Genomic DNA, 14,859 nt, shown 5'->3' with positions numbered 1-14,859 from the left:
GCCCCGTGCAGCTTGGCCGCACGGGGCACCGACCGGTCATCGGCGGCGCAGGGACCACATCTGCGCGGGGCGTTCGAGCTCGACGGCGACGTCCCACGGCACCCCGCCCGGCGCCGTCTCGCGGCGGAAGTTCGCGACCATGCGCCGCGCCAGCTCGGGGTCCCGGGCCACGCGCCGCGCCATGGTCAGGGCCTGCTCCTCGACCTCGCCGTCGTCGTACGCCGCCCAGGCCAGCCCGAGCGCGACCGCGCGCTCGCCGTCGACCTCGTCGCCGAAGAGGCCGAGCGCGGACGCCGCCTCGCGGCCGGCCACCCGGGCGAGGAGCGTGTAGTGACCGCCGCCGGGGTGGATGCCGATCTGGGCGAAGCCGGGCAGGAACCGGGCGGTGCGGGAGACGATGCGCAGGTCGGTCGCCAGCGCCAGGTTGAGGCCGGCGCCGACGGCCGCGCCCCGCACGGCGGCGACGGTCGGCACGCCGACCGAGCCGACGGTCGTGAACGCCTGGTAGACCGTCTCCAGGTTGCGGTAGGCGCCGTCCTCCGCCGGGTCCCGGCCCGCGTCGGCGAGCACGCTGCGGACCGCGCCGGCGCAGAAGTGGGCGCCGCCGGTGAGCACGATCGCGCCCACGGACGGGTCGGCCTCGGCGGTGCGTGCCGCGTCGGTCAGCTCCCGCGACATCTCGACCGACAGCGCGTTGCGCCGGTCGGGGGCGTCGAGGGTGATGCGGGCGACGCCGTCGCCGACCTCGTAACGGATCTCGCCCGTACGCGAACTCATGCGCGAACCTCCTCGGGTTCCTGGCCGGAACGGCCCGTGGTGATCAGTGTCCACAGCCCGTCGTGGCCGGCGGACGCCGCCAGGTGGGTGATGGTCTCGTCCCAGTGGTGCACCGATCCGTACTCGCCGCGCCGGACGAGGATCGGCAGGGTCAGGGTGTGCAGCTCGTGCTCCAGGGTGGTGCCGATGGCGCCGACGACCTGGTGCGCCCCGCGGACGACGACGGAGGAGGCGTGGCCCGCACAGGACTTGGCCGCGCCGACCGCGAAGAGCATCCCGGGGTCCCGCCAGTCCGACGCCACCGCGCGGGCGACCGCGGCGTCCGTCGCGGCCCGGGCCAGCGCGGTCTCCGCGGCGATGTCCGTCACGAGGTGCTGCACGGCCTGGAACCTGCCGATCGGGCGGCCGAACTGGACCCGCTCGTTGGCGTGCGCCAGCACCACCTCCAGGACCCGTTCCATCGCGCCGACGACCTGCGCCGTGCGGGCCAGGGCGCCGCGCAGGCGGAACTGCTCGGCGACCGGCGGCGGCACCTCGACGCCCGCCGCGAGGTCGGCGCGGTCGAACCGCACCGTGTCGGACGGCTCGCCCGCGAGGTTGCGGCGCTCGTCGACGGCGAGCCGCGCGGCGGGCACGTCGGCGACCAGCCACCGGTCCCGGTCGTCCCGCCAGAGGGCCACCACGGCGTCCGCGGAGCGCGCCCACGGCACGTCGGCGGCGGCGCCCGCAAGGTCGGGCCGGCACACCGTGCGCAACGCGCCGTCGTGGGGCAGCCCGGCGGTGTCGAGCAGCCACGCGCCGAGCACGTCGTGCTCGGCGAGCGGCACCGGCGCGGCGGCGCCCGCGGCGACCGACAGCAGGGCGGCGGCCTCGGCCCAGCTCGCGCCGCTGCCGCCGCTCGCCTCGGGCGCCGACAGCCGGGTCAGCCCGAGGTCGTCGAGCTGCCGCCACAGGTCGCGGTCCAGGTCGGCGTCCGCCTGCCGGGGCGACCGTTCCTTGCGGTACCGGCCGAAGATGTCATTGAGCAGCGCGACGACGTCGGGGTCCGCGACCACCGGCGTCACGAGCTCGGTCGGGCGATCGGTCATCAGCGCAGCCCCAGTCCTCGTGCGATCACACCGCGGAGCACCTCGTTCGTGCCGCCGCGCAGGGTGAATCCGGGCCGTTGCAGCACCGCCGAGCGCAGCAGCCGGGCCAGTTCCTCGTCGCCGGGCGCCCGGCCGGTCCCGATGAGCATGTCGACGTAGTCGGCGATGTCGCCCTCCCCCGTCGTGCCGAGCACCTTGACCAGCGCGGCGGCGGTGTCGGCGTCGGCGTGCTCCTCCAGCGCGGTCGACACGGCGAACGACATCTGGTGCAGCACGGCCGTCCGGGCGACGTGCCGGCCCAGTCCGGCGTCGCGCGGCAGCCGCCCGTCGGCCATCGCCGAGGCGGTCGCCGCGAGCAGGCGGTACGTCGACAGGATGCGCTCGGGCCCGCTGCGCTCGAAGCCGAGCTCGGAGGTCACCTGCCGCCACCCGTCGCCGATCGCCCCGAGCACCCGGTCGTCGGGGACGAAGACCCCATCGAGGTGGACCTCGTTGAAGTGGTGGTCGCCGCCCATCGAGACGATCGGCCGGATGTGCACCTCGGGCGCGTGCAGGTCGACGATGAACTGGGACAGGCCGTCGTGGCGGCGTGCCGGGTCCAGCGGCGCGGAGCGGGCCAGGGCGAAGAACGCGTCGGCGTGGTGCGCCCCGCTGGTCCACACCTTCGTGCCGGTGAGCCGCCACCCCCCGTCGACCCGCTCCGCGCGGGTCCGCACGCTGGCGAGGTCCGAGCCGGAGTCGGGCTCGCTCATCCCGATGCCGAAGAAGATCTCGCCCCGGCTGATGCCCGGGAGGAAGGCGTGTTTCTGCTCCTCGGTGCCGTACTTCAGCAGCGACGGGCCGATCTGGCGCTCGGCGATCCAGTGCGCGGCGACCGGGGCACCCGCGGCGAGCAGTTCCTCGGTGACGACGAACCGCTCGAGGAAGGTGCGTTCCTGGCCGCCGTACCGCCTGGGGATGACCATGCCCAGCCAGCCGCGGGCGGCGAGCCGGCAGGTGAACCCGACGTCCCAGCTGGTGACCCACGTGTCGACGCGCGGCACGAACGCCCCGGTGGCGATCTCCTCGGCGAGGAACCGCCGCACCTCGGCGCGCAGTTCGGTGAGAGCCGGCCCCTCGATGCCGCCGGCGGGAACGAGGCTCATCCTTCGGCCGGTGGGCGGCGCATGATCATGCCGGTGCGCTTGCAGAGGCAGACCACCTCGTCGCGCTGGTTGTAGCCGCGGTGCTCGAACCACACGATGCCGCGGGTCGGGTCGCTCTTCGACTCGCGCTTGTCGAGGATCGTCGTCTCGGCGCGCAGGGTGTCGCCGTGGAAGACCGGGTTCGGGAACTCGATGAGCGTGTACCCGAGGTTGCCCAGCGACGTGCCGAAGACGAGGCCGGGCACGGTCATGCCACCGATGAGCCCGACCGTGTAGAGGCTGTTGACCAGGCGCTGGCCGTACGGCAGCGTCTTGGTGTACTCGGCGTCGAGGTGCAGCGGCGCGACGTTCATCGTCAACGACGTGAACAGCACGTTGTCCATCTCGGTGACCGTGCGGGTGAGCTCGTGCTTGAACTCCGCCCCGATCTCCATCTCCTCGAAGTACAGACCCTTGAGCGTCATGCGTGCTGCCCCTCTCCCTCGGCGGTCGGTGCCGCGTCGAACTCCGTGACCTGCTCGGCGCGCGCCAACCATTCGGTCGCCTTGTCGACGTGCGCCTTGTCGATGTGGCGGCCGCGGTAGACGGCCGCGCCGCTGCCGGCGTCGGCCGCCGCCCGGTACGCCTCGACGAGCCCGCGGTAGAAGGCGATGTCCTCGGCCGACGGGCCGAACGCCTGGTTGATGACGTCCACGTGCGACGGGTGGATGGCGATCTGCCCGCGGAAGCCGATCTGGCGGCCCTGGTCGCAGAAGGCCCGCAGCCCGTCGAGGTCGTGGATGCGTTCCCACAGCCCGGTCATCGCGTGCACCCCGGCGACGCGGCAGGCGAGCAGCACGCGCGCGCGGTGGGCGAGCGTCTCCAGCCCCTGCGGGGTCCACTCGAAGCCGATCTCCCGCGCGACGTCGGCGTGCTCGGCGGTCGAGCCGAGGATGATCCCGATCCGCGGGGTCGACGCGGCGATCGCCTCGACGTTCGAGAACGCCTTCGCGGTCTCCATGGGGATCGCGAGGCCGACGCCGCTGACGCCGTTGCGCCGCTCGAACCACTCGACGAGCGTGTCGAAGCGCAGCGCGTCGGCGGCGTCCTCGATCTTCGGCGCGAAGATCCCGTCGACGCCGGGCACCATCACCGCTTCGAGGTCGAATCCGGTCATCCCGGTCGGCAGGCCGTTGACCCGCACGAGGACGCCGACGCCCGGCTTGAGCCGCTTGGCGCGGCCGACCGACTCGGCGACCACGGCCCGCGCCGCTTCCTTCTCCGCCGCCGGGACGGCGTCCTCCAGGTCGAGACAGATCGCGTCCGCGCCGGCGCGGATCGCCTTCTCCACCCACGTCGGGCGGTGTCCCGGCAGGAACAGCATTGATCGGTACGGTCGCAGCATCGTCGGCTGGGCTCCCTACATCGTCCCGCGCCCGGGCGTTCCCAAGGCGTCGACCGGACGGTATGCTACGTATCATAATCATGAATTGCCAAGTTAGGGAGGTCGCCACGTGGTCGACATGTTGAGCGCCGAGGCCGAGCGGGACATCCGCGAGGGCGTGCGGGCGGTCCTGAAGGACTTCCCGGACGAGTACTGGATGCGCAAGGACACCGACCACGAGTTCGCCTGGGACTTCTACCACGCGATGGCGAAGGCGGGCTGGCTCGGCATCTGCACCCCGGCCGAGTACGGCGGCGGCGGCGCCGGCGTGCAGGAGGCGGCGCTGCTCATCGAGGAGGTCGCCGGCAACGGCGGCGGTCTCAACGCGGCGACGATGGTCCAGGTGGCGCTCTTCGGGCTGGAGCCGGTCGTCAAGTACGGCAGCGACGCGCAGCGGCAGCGCTTCCTGCCCGCCGCGGCGGCCGGTGAGCTGCAGGTCTGCTTCGGGGTCACCGAGCCCGACGCCGGCACCGACACGACGAGCATCACGACGTTCGCCAAGAAGGTCGACGGCGGCTACCTGGTGAACGGCCGCAAGATCTTCATCTCCCGCGCGGAGCAGGCCGACCGCGTGCTGCTCATCACCCGTACCACGCCCAAGAAGGACGTCGAGAAGTCGACGCAGGGCATGACGCTCTTCCTCGCGCCGATGGACCGCGCGCACATCGACGTCCAGCCCATCCCGAAGCTGGGGCGCAACGTCGTGTCCACGAACACGCTCTTCATCGACGACCTGTTCGTGCCCGAGGAGGACCGCATCGGCGAGGAGGGCCAGGGCTTCAAGTACCTGCTGGCCGGCCTCAACGCCGAGCGCATCATCGTCGCCTCGGTCTGCCTCGGCATCGGCCGCGCCGCGCTGCGCCGCGCGGTGGAGTACACGAAGGAGCGGGTGGTGTTCGGCCGCCCGATCGGGATGAACCAGGGCGTGCAGTTCCCCCTGGCCGACTCGCTCGCCAAGCTCGACGCGGCCGAGCTGCTGATCCGCAAGGCCGCCTGGCTCTACGACAACGGGCTGCCGTGCGCCAAGGAGGCGAACGAGGCCAAGTACCTCACGTCGGAGTGGGCCTTCGAGGCCGCCGACCGGGCCATCCAGGTGCACGGCGGATACGGCTACACGAAGGAGTACCACGTCGAGCGCTACTGGCGGGACGTCCGCATCGAGCGGATCGCGCCGATCGCCAACGAGCTCGTCCTCGCCTACCTGGGCGAGAAGGTGCTCGGCCTGCCCCGGTCGTACTGAGGAGGCGGCGTGCTGAGCGAGATCTACCTCTGCGCCTCGATGGTGAACGAGGCGTCCTTCGACGAGCGCCTGGCGGCGGCCTCCGCCGCCGGGTATCACGGCATCGGGCTGCGGCCGGCCCACGTCAAGGAGGACCGCGCCGCGGGCCGCACCGACGCCGACCTGCGGGCCCGGCTGGACGGGCACGGCCTCGAGGTGATCGAGGTCGGCTTCGCGGCCGACTGGTGGGCGGACGGCGAGCAGGGCGCCCGGGCGGTGGCGCACGAGCGGGCGCTCTACGAGCTGGCCGAGGCCGTCGGCGCCCGGCACGTCCTGTTCATCACCGGCGCCGTCGACCTGCCCCCCAAACAGGCCATTGAGCTGCTCGCCGAGCGGTTCGCGGCGGTCTGCGACCGGGCCGCCGGGCACGGGCTGAAGGTCGCCCTGGAGTGCCTGCCGTGGACCGGCGTCCCGGACCTCGGCCTCGGCTGGGAGCTGGTGCGGCAGGCCGGCCGCGGCAACGGCGGCATCGTGCTCGACACCTGGCACCTGCGGCGGGGCGGCACCACCGACGACATGCTGCGGGCGATCCCGCCCGAGCGGATCCTCACGATCCAGATCAGCGACGGCCGGCACGAGGTCGTCGGCGGCCACCTCGACGACACGTTCCAGCGCCGCGAGCTGCCCGGTGAGGGCGAGTTCGACCTCGCCGGGCTGATGCGCCTGGTCGAGTCGCTGGGCGTCACGGCGCCGGTCGGCGTCGAGGTCCTCAGCGAACGGATGCGGGCGCTGCCGGTGCCCGACCGCGCCCGGCTCGGCCTCGAGGCCACCCGCGCCGTGCTCGCCGCCGCCCGCGACGGCGGCGCCGCGCACTGAAGCCGCCGCCCGGCGCCCTTCCTGTCAGGGGCGCCAGGCGGCGACGGCGGTACCGAGGTCGGTGATCGCTGCGTTCCGGGCGGTGCCCTTCGGGGCGGCGGGGGTGCGGGCGAAGCGGGGCGACGGCGCCGGCTGGACGACACCGTCGACGGTCACGAACGCGTCGCGGGCCCGCGCCTGCGGGTGGGCGGCGGCCTCGGCGAAGGACAGGACGGGCGAGACGCAGGCGTCGCGGCCCGCGAAGATCTCGACCCACTCGTCGCGGGAACGGGCGGCGACGCGGCCGGCGATCCGGGCGCGCAGGGACGGCCACGTGGCCCGGTCGTGCTGGTCGCCCTCGGCGGCCAGGCCCAGCCCGTCGAGCAGGGCCGCGAAGAACTGCGGTTCGATCGCCGCCACCGCCAGGTAGCGGTCGTCGGCGCAGCGGTACACGTCGTAGAACGGCGCGCCGCCGTCCAGGAGGTTGGACCGGCGCTCGTCGGCCCAGGTGCCGGCGCCGCGCATCGCCCACACCTTCGCGGCGACGACGCCGACGCCGTCGACCATCGCGACGTCGACGACCTGCCCCCGGCCCGACACCGCGCGCTCGACGAGGGCGGCGAGGACGCCGGTGAGCAGGAACATCGACCCGCCGGCGTAGTCGCCGAGCACGGCCAGCGGCACCGGCGGCGCCGCACCGGGCTCGCCGAGCGCACCGAGCACGCCGGTCAGGGCCAGGTAGTTGAGGTCGTGACCGGCGGCGTCCGCGAGCGGGCCGGTGCGGCCCCAGCCGGTGACCCGGCCGTAGACGATGCGCGGGTTCGCCGCCGTCACCGGCTCCGGGCCGAGCCCGAGGCGCTCCATGACGCCCGGGCGGAAGCCTTCGAGCACGACGTCGGCGGCGGCCAGCAGCGCCAGGACCGCGGCGCGGTCGCCGGCCGACTTGAGGTCGGCGACGACGTGCGTGCGCCCCCGCAGGACCGGGTCGAACGCGCCCGCGAGCGGCGACATGGCGCCGCCGGGACGGTCGACGCGGACGACGTCGGCGCCGAGGTCGGCGAGCATCATCGCGGCGTGCGGGACCGGCCCGAGCGCGGCCATCTCCACGACGCGGACGCCGCGCAGCGGCCCGCTCACGACCCTTCCCGCTCCGCGACCACGGTCAGGTGCACCGACCCGTCCGGCCGTTTGACCGTCGCGCTGAGCGTCGGGCCGTCCTCGCTGATCGCGTAGGAGAGGACGTCGCCCGGCCAGGCCGTCGACTGGAACCGGATCCGCAGGCGGCGGACGGCGGCCGTCCCGGCCAGCTCGGCGATCCGGTTCGCCGCGACGCCGGCGGCGAGCATCCCGACCGCGAACGGCCCCGGGTAGCCGGCGGCCCGGGCGAAGCCGGGGTCGTGGTGGATCGGGTTGAAGTCGCCCGACGCGCCCTGGTAGCGGACGAAGTCGGTCAGGGTGAGCGGCGGCTCGTCGCCCGCGGCGGGGGCGGCGACCGGCGCCGCGGCGGCCGGGCCGGCGGTCGACTCCACGGTGATCGTCACCGTCCGCATGTCGGCGACCGGCTCCGCCTCGCCGGTGCGCCAGAACCGGGTCACGACGTCCGTGAACCGCATCGTCCCGCCGCGCCGACCCTGCTTGTCGTAGGTCCGCTCGATGAACTGCCGGGCGGTCAGCACGTCGCCGGCGCGCAGCGGCCCGGCGTGGAAGACGTACTCCTGCTCCCCGTGCAGCACGGAGCGGAAGTCGCGCTCCACGCCGTGCCACGCGCTGTGCTCCGGGGCCATCCACAGCTGCGACGCCGTGAGGAAGGTCAGCGGTGCGAGCGGGTCCTCCGGCCGCAGGTGCTCCGCGCACCGTGACCGGGTCGCCCGGGCGAACTCGTGGACCTTGCCCTCCTCCACCACGAACCGGAACGGGGCGCCGGCCGCCACCGGGTCCTGATCCGTCAGCCGGCCGGAAGCGCTCGACTGGCTCGACATGTCCACCTCCGTCGGGGCCATGGCTCCGGGCGGCTCGACGGCTGCCACCGGGGCCGATCGGTGTAGCGGGAGGGCCGCCCGGCGGACGGCCCTCCCGGTCTCTCAGGTCGCTCAGGCGAGAGCGTCGTACGTGTCGGGGGTGACCCCGGCCTGGCGCAGCACGTTCTTCTGGACCTTCTCCGACGGGGTCCGGGGCAGCGCGTCCACGACCCGGATGAAGCGCGGCACCGCGAACGCCGGCATCCGGCGGGAGGCGAACTCGCGGATCTCGGCGGGGTCGGCCGCGCCGGTGACGACGACGCAGGCGAGCACCTCGTCCTCGCCGGCCTCGACCGGCGCCGGGACCGCGACCACCGCGCACTCGACCACGCCCGGGTGGGCGAGGATCGCCTGCTCCACCTCGTAGCTGGAGATGTTCTCGCCGCGGCGGCGCAGGGCGTCCTTGTACCGGTCGACGAAGTAGTACCACCCGTCCTCGTCGCGCCGCAGCGCGTCACCCGAGTGGAACCACAGGTTGCGCCATGCCTCGACGGTCTTCTCCGGCATGCCGTAGTAGCCGGAGCTGAGGGTCCACGGGTACTTCGACCGCACGACCATCTCGCCGACCTCGCCGACCGGCACCTCCTCGTCGGTCTCCGGGTCGACGAGCTGGATCTCGAACCAGTCCGAGACGAGCAGCCCCGCGGCGCCGGGCGGGCGCTCCACCCCGTACGGCGAGAGGATCGGCATCGACGTCTCGGTGAGGCCGAACACCTCCACGAACGCCTCGACGCCGAACCGCTTGCGGAAGCCGTCGAGGATGCTGCTCGCGGTCGGGGCCGCGAAGATGCACCGCAGCGCGTTGTCGGCGTCGTCCGGCCGCTCCGGCTGCTTCCAGACGAAGTCCATCATGACGCCGAGGAAGTTGGTCACCGTCACGCCGCTCTCGCGCACCCAGTCGACCCACCGGCTGGCGCTGAACTTGCGGCGCAGCACGAACCGGGCGCCGGCGACGAGCGCCGGGTAGGCGGCGAGCCACTGCGCGTTGCCGTGGAACAGCGGCGTCGTCACCATGTACACGTCGTCGGCGGTCAGCCGGGTCAGCGCGACGTTCTCGCACGCGTCGAAGTAGAACTGCGAGTGCGGCATCGCGACGCCCTTCGACGGGCCCGTCGTGCCCGACGTGAAGAAGATCGCGCCCAGCTCGCGGCCGCGCGGCACGGGGAGCGTGACGTCGCGGCGCTCCAGGAGGTCGTCGAAGGGGTCGGCCTGCCAGCCGGCGCCGCGCAGGGTGGCCAGCGCCTCGTCCAGGTGGCCGGTGTCGATGACCCAGTAGCGCGTGATGCCCGCGCAGGCGTCGGCGACGTCGACGAAACGCTGCGCGAACACGTCGTCGACGACCGCGCAGCGCGGGTCGCTCGTGCGCACCTGGTGGGCGAGGAAGTCGTACTCGTACGCCGTGTTGATCGGCACCTCGACGAGCCCGCCGACCATCGACCCGAACCAGGTGAAGACCAGCTTGGAGGAGTTGCCCGCCTGGATGAGCACCCGGTCACCGACGACGAGCCCCGCGGCGAGCATCGTCGAGGCGACGCTCTCGCTGATGTCGAGCACCTGGGCGTACGTCCAGGTGCGCCCTTCCTCGGGTGCGTCGAGGTAGACGGCGTCCGGCCGCTCGGCCGCCTGACCTCGCAGCACGTTGGCAAGTGTCCAGTCGCCCGGATCCTTGATCGGGATCGTCAGGTCGTTGTAGGTGAGCACGCGTCCTCCCTCGTGCGGTTGGGGTGTGGAGGGCCAGGCCCTGTGCTACGGCTGGCCGCCGTCGACGGCCAGCAGCGCGCCGGTGGTGTAGCTGGCGGCGTCGGAGGCGAGGTAGAGGGCCGCGCCGACGATCTCGTGCGGCTCACCGCCCCGCTTCGCGGCGAACGTCTCCGCCCGCCGCGCGAATGCCTCCATGTCCCACGACCGGCTGATGTCGGTGAGGAACGTGCCGGCGACGATCGCGTTGACCCGCACGGTCGGGCCGAAGGCGTGCGCGAACCCGGTGGTCAGCGCGTTCAGCGCGGCCTTCGCGGCGGCGTACGGCAGCAGCCCGGGGCGGGGACGGGTGGCGGCCGCGCTGGAGATGTTGATGACGCTGCCGCCGCGGCCGGCGGCCATCCGGGTGCCGACCAGCGCGGTGAGCCGGAACGGGCCCTTGAGGTTGACGTCGAGGACCTTGTCCATCAGCGCCTCGGTGACGTTCTCGACGCCGTCGTAGAGCGGCGACATGCCCGCGTTGTTCACCAGCACGTCGACCTGGCCGAACTCCTCGTAGACCCGGTCGACGAACGGGGCCAGGTCGTCCCACCGGCCGACGTGCACGCCGAGCCCGAGCGCCCGGCGGCCGGTCCGCGCGGAGAGGTCCGCCGCGTAGTCGGCGCACGCCTGGCCGTCGCGGCTGGCGATGACGACGTCGGCGCCAGCGGCGGCGAACGCCTCGACCATCGCCCGCCCGAGGCCGCGGCTACCGCCCGTGACGACGACGACCCGACCGGTGAGATCGAACTGCTGGTGCATGGTGGACCACCCTCCGTCAGCGGGACACGTATCCGCCGTCGACGGACAGGACATGACCGGTGACGCCGTCGCGCGGGCTCCTTCGGCGCCACGGGGACTCGCCCCCGGGTCGATCTATGTATATCATGCGCCTAGTAATTCAGTGAAGGAGCGTGGTCAGGTTGGCAGCACCGCTGGCAGGAGTGACGGTTGTCGAGCTCGGGTCGATGTACGCGGCGCCCACCGCGGGCCGCATGCTCCGCGACTTCGGCGCCGACGTCATCAAGGTCGAGGACCCCTCGGCCGGGGACTTCGCGCGGCAGTGGCAGCCGGCGCACCTCGGCCAGTCGATCGGCTTCGCGCGGCTCAACTCCGGCAAGCGCTCGGTCGGCGTCGACCTGCGCGCCCCCGAGGGGCGGGAGGTCGTCAAGCGGCTGGTCGCGAACGCCGACGTGCTCATCGAGAACTTCCGCCCGGGCCGCATGGAGGCGTGGGGCCTGGGCTTCGCCGCCCTCCGCGAGATCAACCCGCGGCTCGTGATGTGCCGGGTCAGCGGCTACGGGCAGGACGGCCCGAACCGGGAGCGACCCGGCTTCGGCACGGTGGCGGAGGTCATCGCCGGCTACGCGTTCCTCAACGGCTGGCCGGAGACCCCGCCCACCGCCCCGCCGTTCGGCTTCGCCGACTCCATCGCCGGCATCTCCGCCGCCTACGGCACGGCGATGGCGCTGTACCGGCGCGGCATCACCGGCGAGGGCTCCGAGGTCGACATCGCGCTCTACGAGCCGCTCATGTTCATGCTCGGCGACGCGGTACTGAACTACACCGCGTCCGGCGAGATCATGCGGCGACAGGGCAACTCCTCGGGCGCGGCCTCGCCGCGCGGCATCTACCAGGCGGGCGACGGCGGCTGGCTGGCCATCGCGGCGTCGAACCAGACGATCGCGATGCGCCTGTTCGACGCGATGGGCCGCGCCGACCTCAAGACCGACCCGCGCTACGCGACGAACACCGCACGGATGACCAACAACGAGAGCCTGCAGAAGATCGTCACGGCGTGGATCCAGGAGCACGGCCGGGACGAGGTGCTGGCGATCCTCGAACGGCACGAGGTCGTCGCGGCGGCGGTCAACGACGCCGGTGACATCGCCGGCGACCCGCACTTCCGCGAGCGCACCCTGCGGCCGCTCACCGGCACCGTCCTCGGCGACGTGGTCGTGCCGGGCCCGATCCTGCACATCGACGGCTACGACGGCCCGGCGTACACCGGCGTCCCCGGGGTGGGCGAGCACACCCGCGAGGTGCTCCTCGACCGCCTCGGCATGAGCGAGGAGGAGCTGGGGCTGCTGCAGGCTGCGGGCGTCGTGTCGGCACCCGCCGCCGCATGAGCGCCGGGGACCACGGCGTGCACGGCGTGCGCGCCGTGCGGGTGACCCGCCTCGACGGGCCCGCGGTCCTCGAGGTCGCCACCGTGCCCGCGCCGGTCCGCCCGGAGGGCCACTACCTCGTCGACGTGCACGCGGTCGGCCTCGCCTTCCCCGACCTGCTGCTCAGCCACGGGCGCTACCAGCTCAAGCCCGACCTGCCGTTCACGCTGGGGATCGACTTCGCCGGCGTCGTGCGCGAGGCCCCGCCCGGCGCCGGGATCGCCCCCGGCGGCCGGGTCGCCGGCTGGCTGCCCGTCGGCGCCGCCGCCGAGGCCGTCACGGCGCCGGCGACGCACGTCTTCCCCCTGCCGGACGCCGTGTCGTTCGCCGAGGGCGCCTGCCTGCCTCTCAACTACCTCACCGCCCACTACGCGCTCGTCGTGCGCGGCGAGGTCCGGGCCGGGACCCGGGTGCTCGTGCACGGCGCGGCGGGCGGCGTCGGGACGGCGACGGTCCAGGTGGCCAAGTGGCTGGGCGCCGAGGTCGTCGCCGTGGTGTCCAGCCCCGGCCGGGCCGGGGCGGCCCGCCGCGCGGGCGCCGACCACGTCGTCGAGGCGTCCGACTTCCTGCGCCGGACCCGCGACATCACCGGTGGCGCCGGGGTCGACGTGGTCGTCGACACCGTCGGCGGCGACGAGGTCGCGCTCGACTCGGTGCGCTGCCTGGCCCCGCTCGGGCGGCTGCTCGTGCTCGGCTTCGCCTCCGGCTCCATCGGCGCGCTGCGGCTCAACCGCCTGCTGCTCGCCAACGTGGACGTACGCGGGGTGGCGTGGGGCCCGTACACCCGCCTGCACCCCGAGTTCCCGGCGGCCCAGTGGGCCGCGCTGACCCCCGGCCTCACCGGCGGGACCCTGCGCCCGCAGATCCACGCCACCTACCCGCTCGACCGGGCGGCCCGGGCCCTCCTCGACATCGAGGAGCGCCGGGTCGCCGGCAAGGTCGTGCTGCTCACCCGCTGACCACCCACACCCCTCGGAGGACGCTGTGACCGCCGATACCGTCGCCACCGCGAGCCGGCCCGCGCTCGACCTCGCCGGGCTGCTCGCCCCGCGCTCCATCGCCGTCGTCGGCGCCTCACCGGGGGTCGACCGGCACCCGGGCCGGGCGATCGCCAACCTGCTGCGCACCGGCTACCCGGGGCGGATCGTCCCGGTGAACCCGAAGTACCAGGAGGTGCTGGGGCTGCCGTGCGTCCCGTCGATCGCCGACGCCGGGCCGGTCGACACCGCGTACGTCCTCGTCGGCGCCGACCGCGTGCTCGACGTCACCCGGCAGTGCGCGGCCGCCGGCGTCGCGCACGTCGTCGTCTGCACCTCCGGCTTCGCCGAGGAGGGCGCGGCCGGCCGGGCGGCGCAGGCCGAGCTGAGCCGGATCGCCCGGTCGACCGGCACCCGGATCGTCGGCCCCAACTGCATCGGCGTGCTCAGCCCCGTCGACGGCGTCATCGCGACGCCGACCCTCAACATCGCCCAGCACCTGCTCCCCGGCTCGGTGACCGTGGTCAGCCAGAGCGGCGGGATGGGCGTCAACGTCGTCAACCTCGCCACGGCCCGGGGCCTCGGGACCCGCGCCCTGATCAGCGTCGGCAACGAGTGCGACGTCGACGTCGCCGACCTCGTCACGGCGCTGGCCGGTGACCCGCACACGTCGGTGATCGCGCTCTTCCTCGAACAGGTGCGGCGGGCGGACGCGTTCGTCGCCGCCGTCCGCGCCGCGCGCGACGCGGGCAAGCACCTCGTGGCCCTCAAGGTCGGCGCGAGCGACGCGGCGGCGCGCTCGTCGCTCGGGCACACCGGCGCGATGACCGGCTCGCACGACGTCTTCCGGACCGTCATGGCCGAGGAGGACGTCCACGTCGTCGACTCCCTCGAAGTGCTCGTCGACGTCGCCGACCTGCTGTCCCGCGGCGTGCTCCCGCACGGCGCCCGCCTGCTCGTCGTGTCCCCCTCCGGCGGCGAGTGCAGCTACGCCGCCGACCGGGCGGAGGCGGCCGGGCTGTCGGTGCCGCCGCTGGACGCCGAACGCACCGACCAGCTGCGCCGGCTCATGCGCTTCGGCACGCCCGGCAACCCGCTCGACCTCACCGGCGCCGTCATCGGCGACCCGGCGCTGCTGCGGCGGATGCTCGACGAGGCGACCGCCGGCGACGCGTTCGACGCGGTCCTCGTCGCGCTGCCCACCTGGAGCGCGCACGACGCCGAGCGGCTGCTGCCGGTGATCCTCGACGCGGCCGCGGCGACCCGCGTGCCGACCGTCGTCTCCAGCTGGTCGGCGGGTGCGATGACGGCCACCGTCGAGCGGCTGCTGCAGACGTCGCGGGTGCCGACGTTCACCGACACGGACGCCGCCCTGCGCGCCCTCGGCGTCGTCGCGCGCCCGCGGCGGCCCCGCCGGCCCGCGCCGCCGCCGGCCGGCACCGCACCGCCGCC

14 protein-coding genes are annotated in these 14,859 nt (G+C 74.0%); 5 read left to right on the top strand and 9 right to left on the bottom strand.

All coding sequences use genetic code 11. From position 1 onward, the window contains the following. Nucleotides 1-36 precede the first annotated feature (36 nt). The 5 genes from AB0J72_RS52830 to AB0J72_RS52810 are packed head-to-tail and all read right to left on the bottom strand — an operon-like array spanning nt 37 to nt 4,394. The gene (locus AB0J72_RS52830) at nt 37-777 is read right to left on the bottom strand and encodes an enoyl-CoA hydratase-related protein (protein WP_363414830.1); all 741 of its coding nucleotides are present in this window, start codon (nt 775-777) and stop codon (nt 37-39) included. Next, complete coding sequence (locus AB0J72_RS52825) at nt 774-1,865, bottom strand: acyl-CoA dehydrogenase family protein (protein WP_363414827.1); 1,092 nt, start codon at nt 1,863-1,865, stop codon at nt 774-776. Before AB0J72_RS52825 ends, AB0J72_RS52830 begins: the two co-directional genes overlap by 4 nt. Further along, entirely contained in the window at nt 1,865-3,010 is a 1,146-nt protein-coding gene (locus tag AB0J72_RS52820) for an acyl-CoA dehydrogenase family protein (protein ID WP_363414824.1), read from the bottom strand. The genes AB0J72_RS52825 and AB0J72_RS52820 overlap by 1 nt, the downstream gene beginning before the upstream one ends. Then, on the bottom strand, nt 3,007-3,474 hold the full coding sequence (locus AB0J72_RS52815; protein WP_344502076.1) for a MaoC family dehydratase: 468 nt from the start codon (nt 3,472-3,474) through the stop codon (nt 3,007-3,009). The genes AB0J72_RS52820 and AB0J72_RS52815 overlap by 4 nt, the downstream gene beginning before the upstream one ends. After that, entirely contained in the window at nt 3,471-4,394 is a 924-nt protein-coding gene (locus AB0J72_RS52810; protein WP_363414821.1) for a CoA ester lyase, read from the bottom strand. The genes AB0J72_RS52815 and AB0J72_RS52810 overlap by 4 nt, the downstream gene beginning before the upstream one ends. 118 nt (nt 4,395-4,512) lie before the next feature. On the opposite strand from AB0J72_RS52810, the gene AB0J72_RS52805 reads away from it, so the two are divergent. Both AB0J72_RS52805 and AB0J72_RS52800 read left to right on the top strand, forming a co-directional pair. Then, the gene (locus tag AB0J72_RS52805; protein ID WP_363414894.1) at nt 4,513-5,673 is read left to right on the top strand and encodes an acyl-CoA dehydrogenase family protein; all 1,161 of its coding nucleotides are present in this window, start codon (nt 4,513-4,515) and stop codon (nt 5,671-5,673) included. A gap of 9 nt (nt 5,674-5,682) precedes the next feature. After that, complete coding sequence (locus tag AB0J72_RS52800; RefSeq protein ID WP_363414818.1) at nt 5,683-6,528, top strand: sugar phosphate isomerase/epimerase family protein; 846 nt, start codon at nt 5,683-5,685, stop codon at nt 6,526-6,528. A 24-nt stretch (nt 6,529-6,552) separates the two neighbouring features. Here the strand turns inward: AB0J72_RS52800 and AB0J72_RS52795 are convergent, their stop codons facing one another. The 4 genes from AB0J72_RS52795 to AB0J72_RS52780 all read right to left on the bottom strand — a co-directional run bounded on the left by AB0J72_RS52795 (nt 6,553) and on the right by AB0J72_RS52780 (nt 11,024). Next, on the bottom strand, nt 6,553-7,644 hold the full coding sequence (locus AB0J72_RS52795; RefSeq protein ID WP_363414815.1) for a CaiB/BaiF CoA-transferase family protein: 1,092 nt from the start codon (nt 7,642-7,644) through the stop codon (nt 6,553-6,555). Continuing rightward, nucleotides 7,641-8,486: a MaoC family dehydratase N-terminal domain-containing protein gene (locus tag AB0J72_RS52790; RefSeq protein ID WP_363414812.1), complete on the bottom strand. Its 846-nt coding sequence runs from the start codon at nt 8,484-8,486 to the stop codon at nt 7,641-7,643. The genes AB0J72_RS52795 and AB0J72_RS52790 overlap by 4 nt, the downstream gene beginning before the upstream one ends. Nucleotides 8,487-8,597: 111 nt before the next feature. Next, nucleotides 8,598-10,226, bottom strand: a complete 1,629-nt coding sequence (locus tag AB0J72_RS52785; protein WP_363414809.1) for an AMP-binding protein — start codon at nt 10,224-10,226, stop codon at nt 8,598-8,600. 45 nt (nt 10,227-10,271) lie between these two features. Next, nucleotides 10,272-11,024: a glucose 1-dehydrogenase gene (locus tag AB0J72_RS52780; RefSeq protein WP_363414806.1), complete on the bottom strand. Its 753-nt coding sequence runs from the start codon at nt 11,022-11,024 to the stop codon at nt 10,272-10,274. Between the two features lie 161 nt (nt 11,025-11,185). Here AB0J72_RS52780 and AB0J72_RS52775 point away from each other — a divergent pair, with 161 nt between their 5' ends. From AB0J72_RS52775 to AB0J72_RS52765, 3 genes are all read left to right on the top strand, one after another. Beyond that, nucleotides 11,186-12,391 carry a CoA transferase gene (locus AB0J72_RS52775; RefSeq protein ID WP_363414803.1) on the top strand — a complete coding sequence of 402 codons (1,206 nt, stop codon included), beginning with the start codon at nt 11,186-11,188 and terminating at the stop codon, nt 12,389-12,391. After that, nucleotides 12,388-13,389 carry an NADPH:quinone oxidoreductase family protein gene (locus AB0J72_RS52770; RefSeq protein WP_363414800.1) on the top strand — a complete coding sequence of 334 codons (1,002 nt, stop codon included), beginning with the start codon at nt 12,388-12,390 and terminating at the stop codon, nt 13,387-13,389. The genes AB0J72_RS52775 and AB0J72_RS52770 overlap by 4 nt, the downstream gene beginning before the upstream one ends. A gap of 25 nt (nt 13,390-13,414) precedes the next feature. Further along, a partial coding sequence (locus AB0J72_RS52765) for a CoA-binding protein (RefSeq protein WP_363414797.1) occupies nt 13,415-14,859 on the top strand: 1,445 nt, incomplete at its 3' end.

The sequence above is a fragment of the Dactylosporangium sp. NPDC049742 genome (assembly GCF_040674675.1).
GTDB classification, from domain to species: Bacteria; Actinomycetota; Actinomycetes; order Mycobacteriales; family Micromonosporaceae; genus Dactylosporangium; species Dactylosporangium maewongense.
This window is presented reverse-complemented; position numbering and strand designations above follow the sequence as displayed.

Bases quoted from the DNA above. Each gene is read 5' to 3' on its own strand.
- AB0J72_RS52830 (WP_363414830.1), bottom strand. From the start codon at position 777: ATGAGTTCGCGTACGGGCGAGATCCGTTACGAGGTCGGCGACGGCGTC.
- AB0J72_RS52825 (WP_363414827.1), bottom strand. From the start codon at position 1,865: ATGACCGATCGCCCGACCGAGCTCGTGACGCCGGTGGTCGCGGACCCC.
- AB0J72_RS52820 (WP_363414824.1), bottom strand. From the start codon at position 3,010: ATGAGCCTCGTTCCCGCCGGCGGCATCGAGGGGCCGGCTCTCACCGAA.
- AB0J72_RS52815 (WP_344502076.1), bottom strand. From the start codon at position 3,474: ATGACGCTCAAGGGTCTGTACTTCGAGGAGATGGAGATCGGGGCGGAG.
- AB0J72_RS52810 (WP_363414821.1), bottom strand. From the start codon at position 4,394: ATGCTGCGACCGTACCGATCAATGCTGTTCCTGCCGGGACACCGCCCG.
- AB0J72_RS52805 (WP_363414894.1), top strand. From the start codon at position 4,513: ATGTTGAGCGCCGAGGCCGAGCGGGACATCCGCGAGGGCGTGCGGGCG.
- AB0J72_RS52790 (WP_363414812.1), bottom strand. From the start codon at position 8,486: ATGTCGAGCCAGTCGAGCGCTTCCGGCCGGCTGACGGATCAGGACCCG.
- AB0J72_RS52780 (WP_363414806.1), bottom strand. From the start codon at position 11,024: ATGCACCAGCAGTTCGATCTCACCGGTCGGGTCGTCGTCGTCACGGGC.
- AB0J72_RS52770 (WP_363414800.1), top strand. From the start codon at position 12,388: ATGAGCGCCGGGGACCACGGCGTGCACGGCGTGCGCGCCGTGCGGGTG.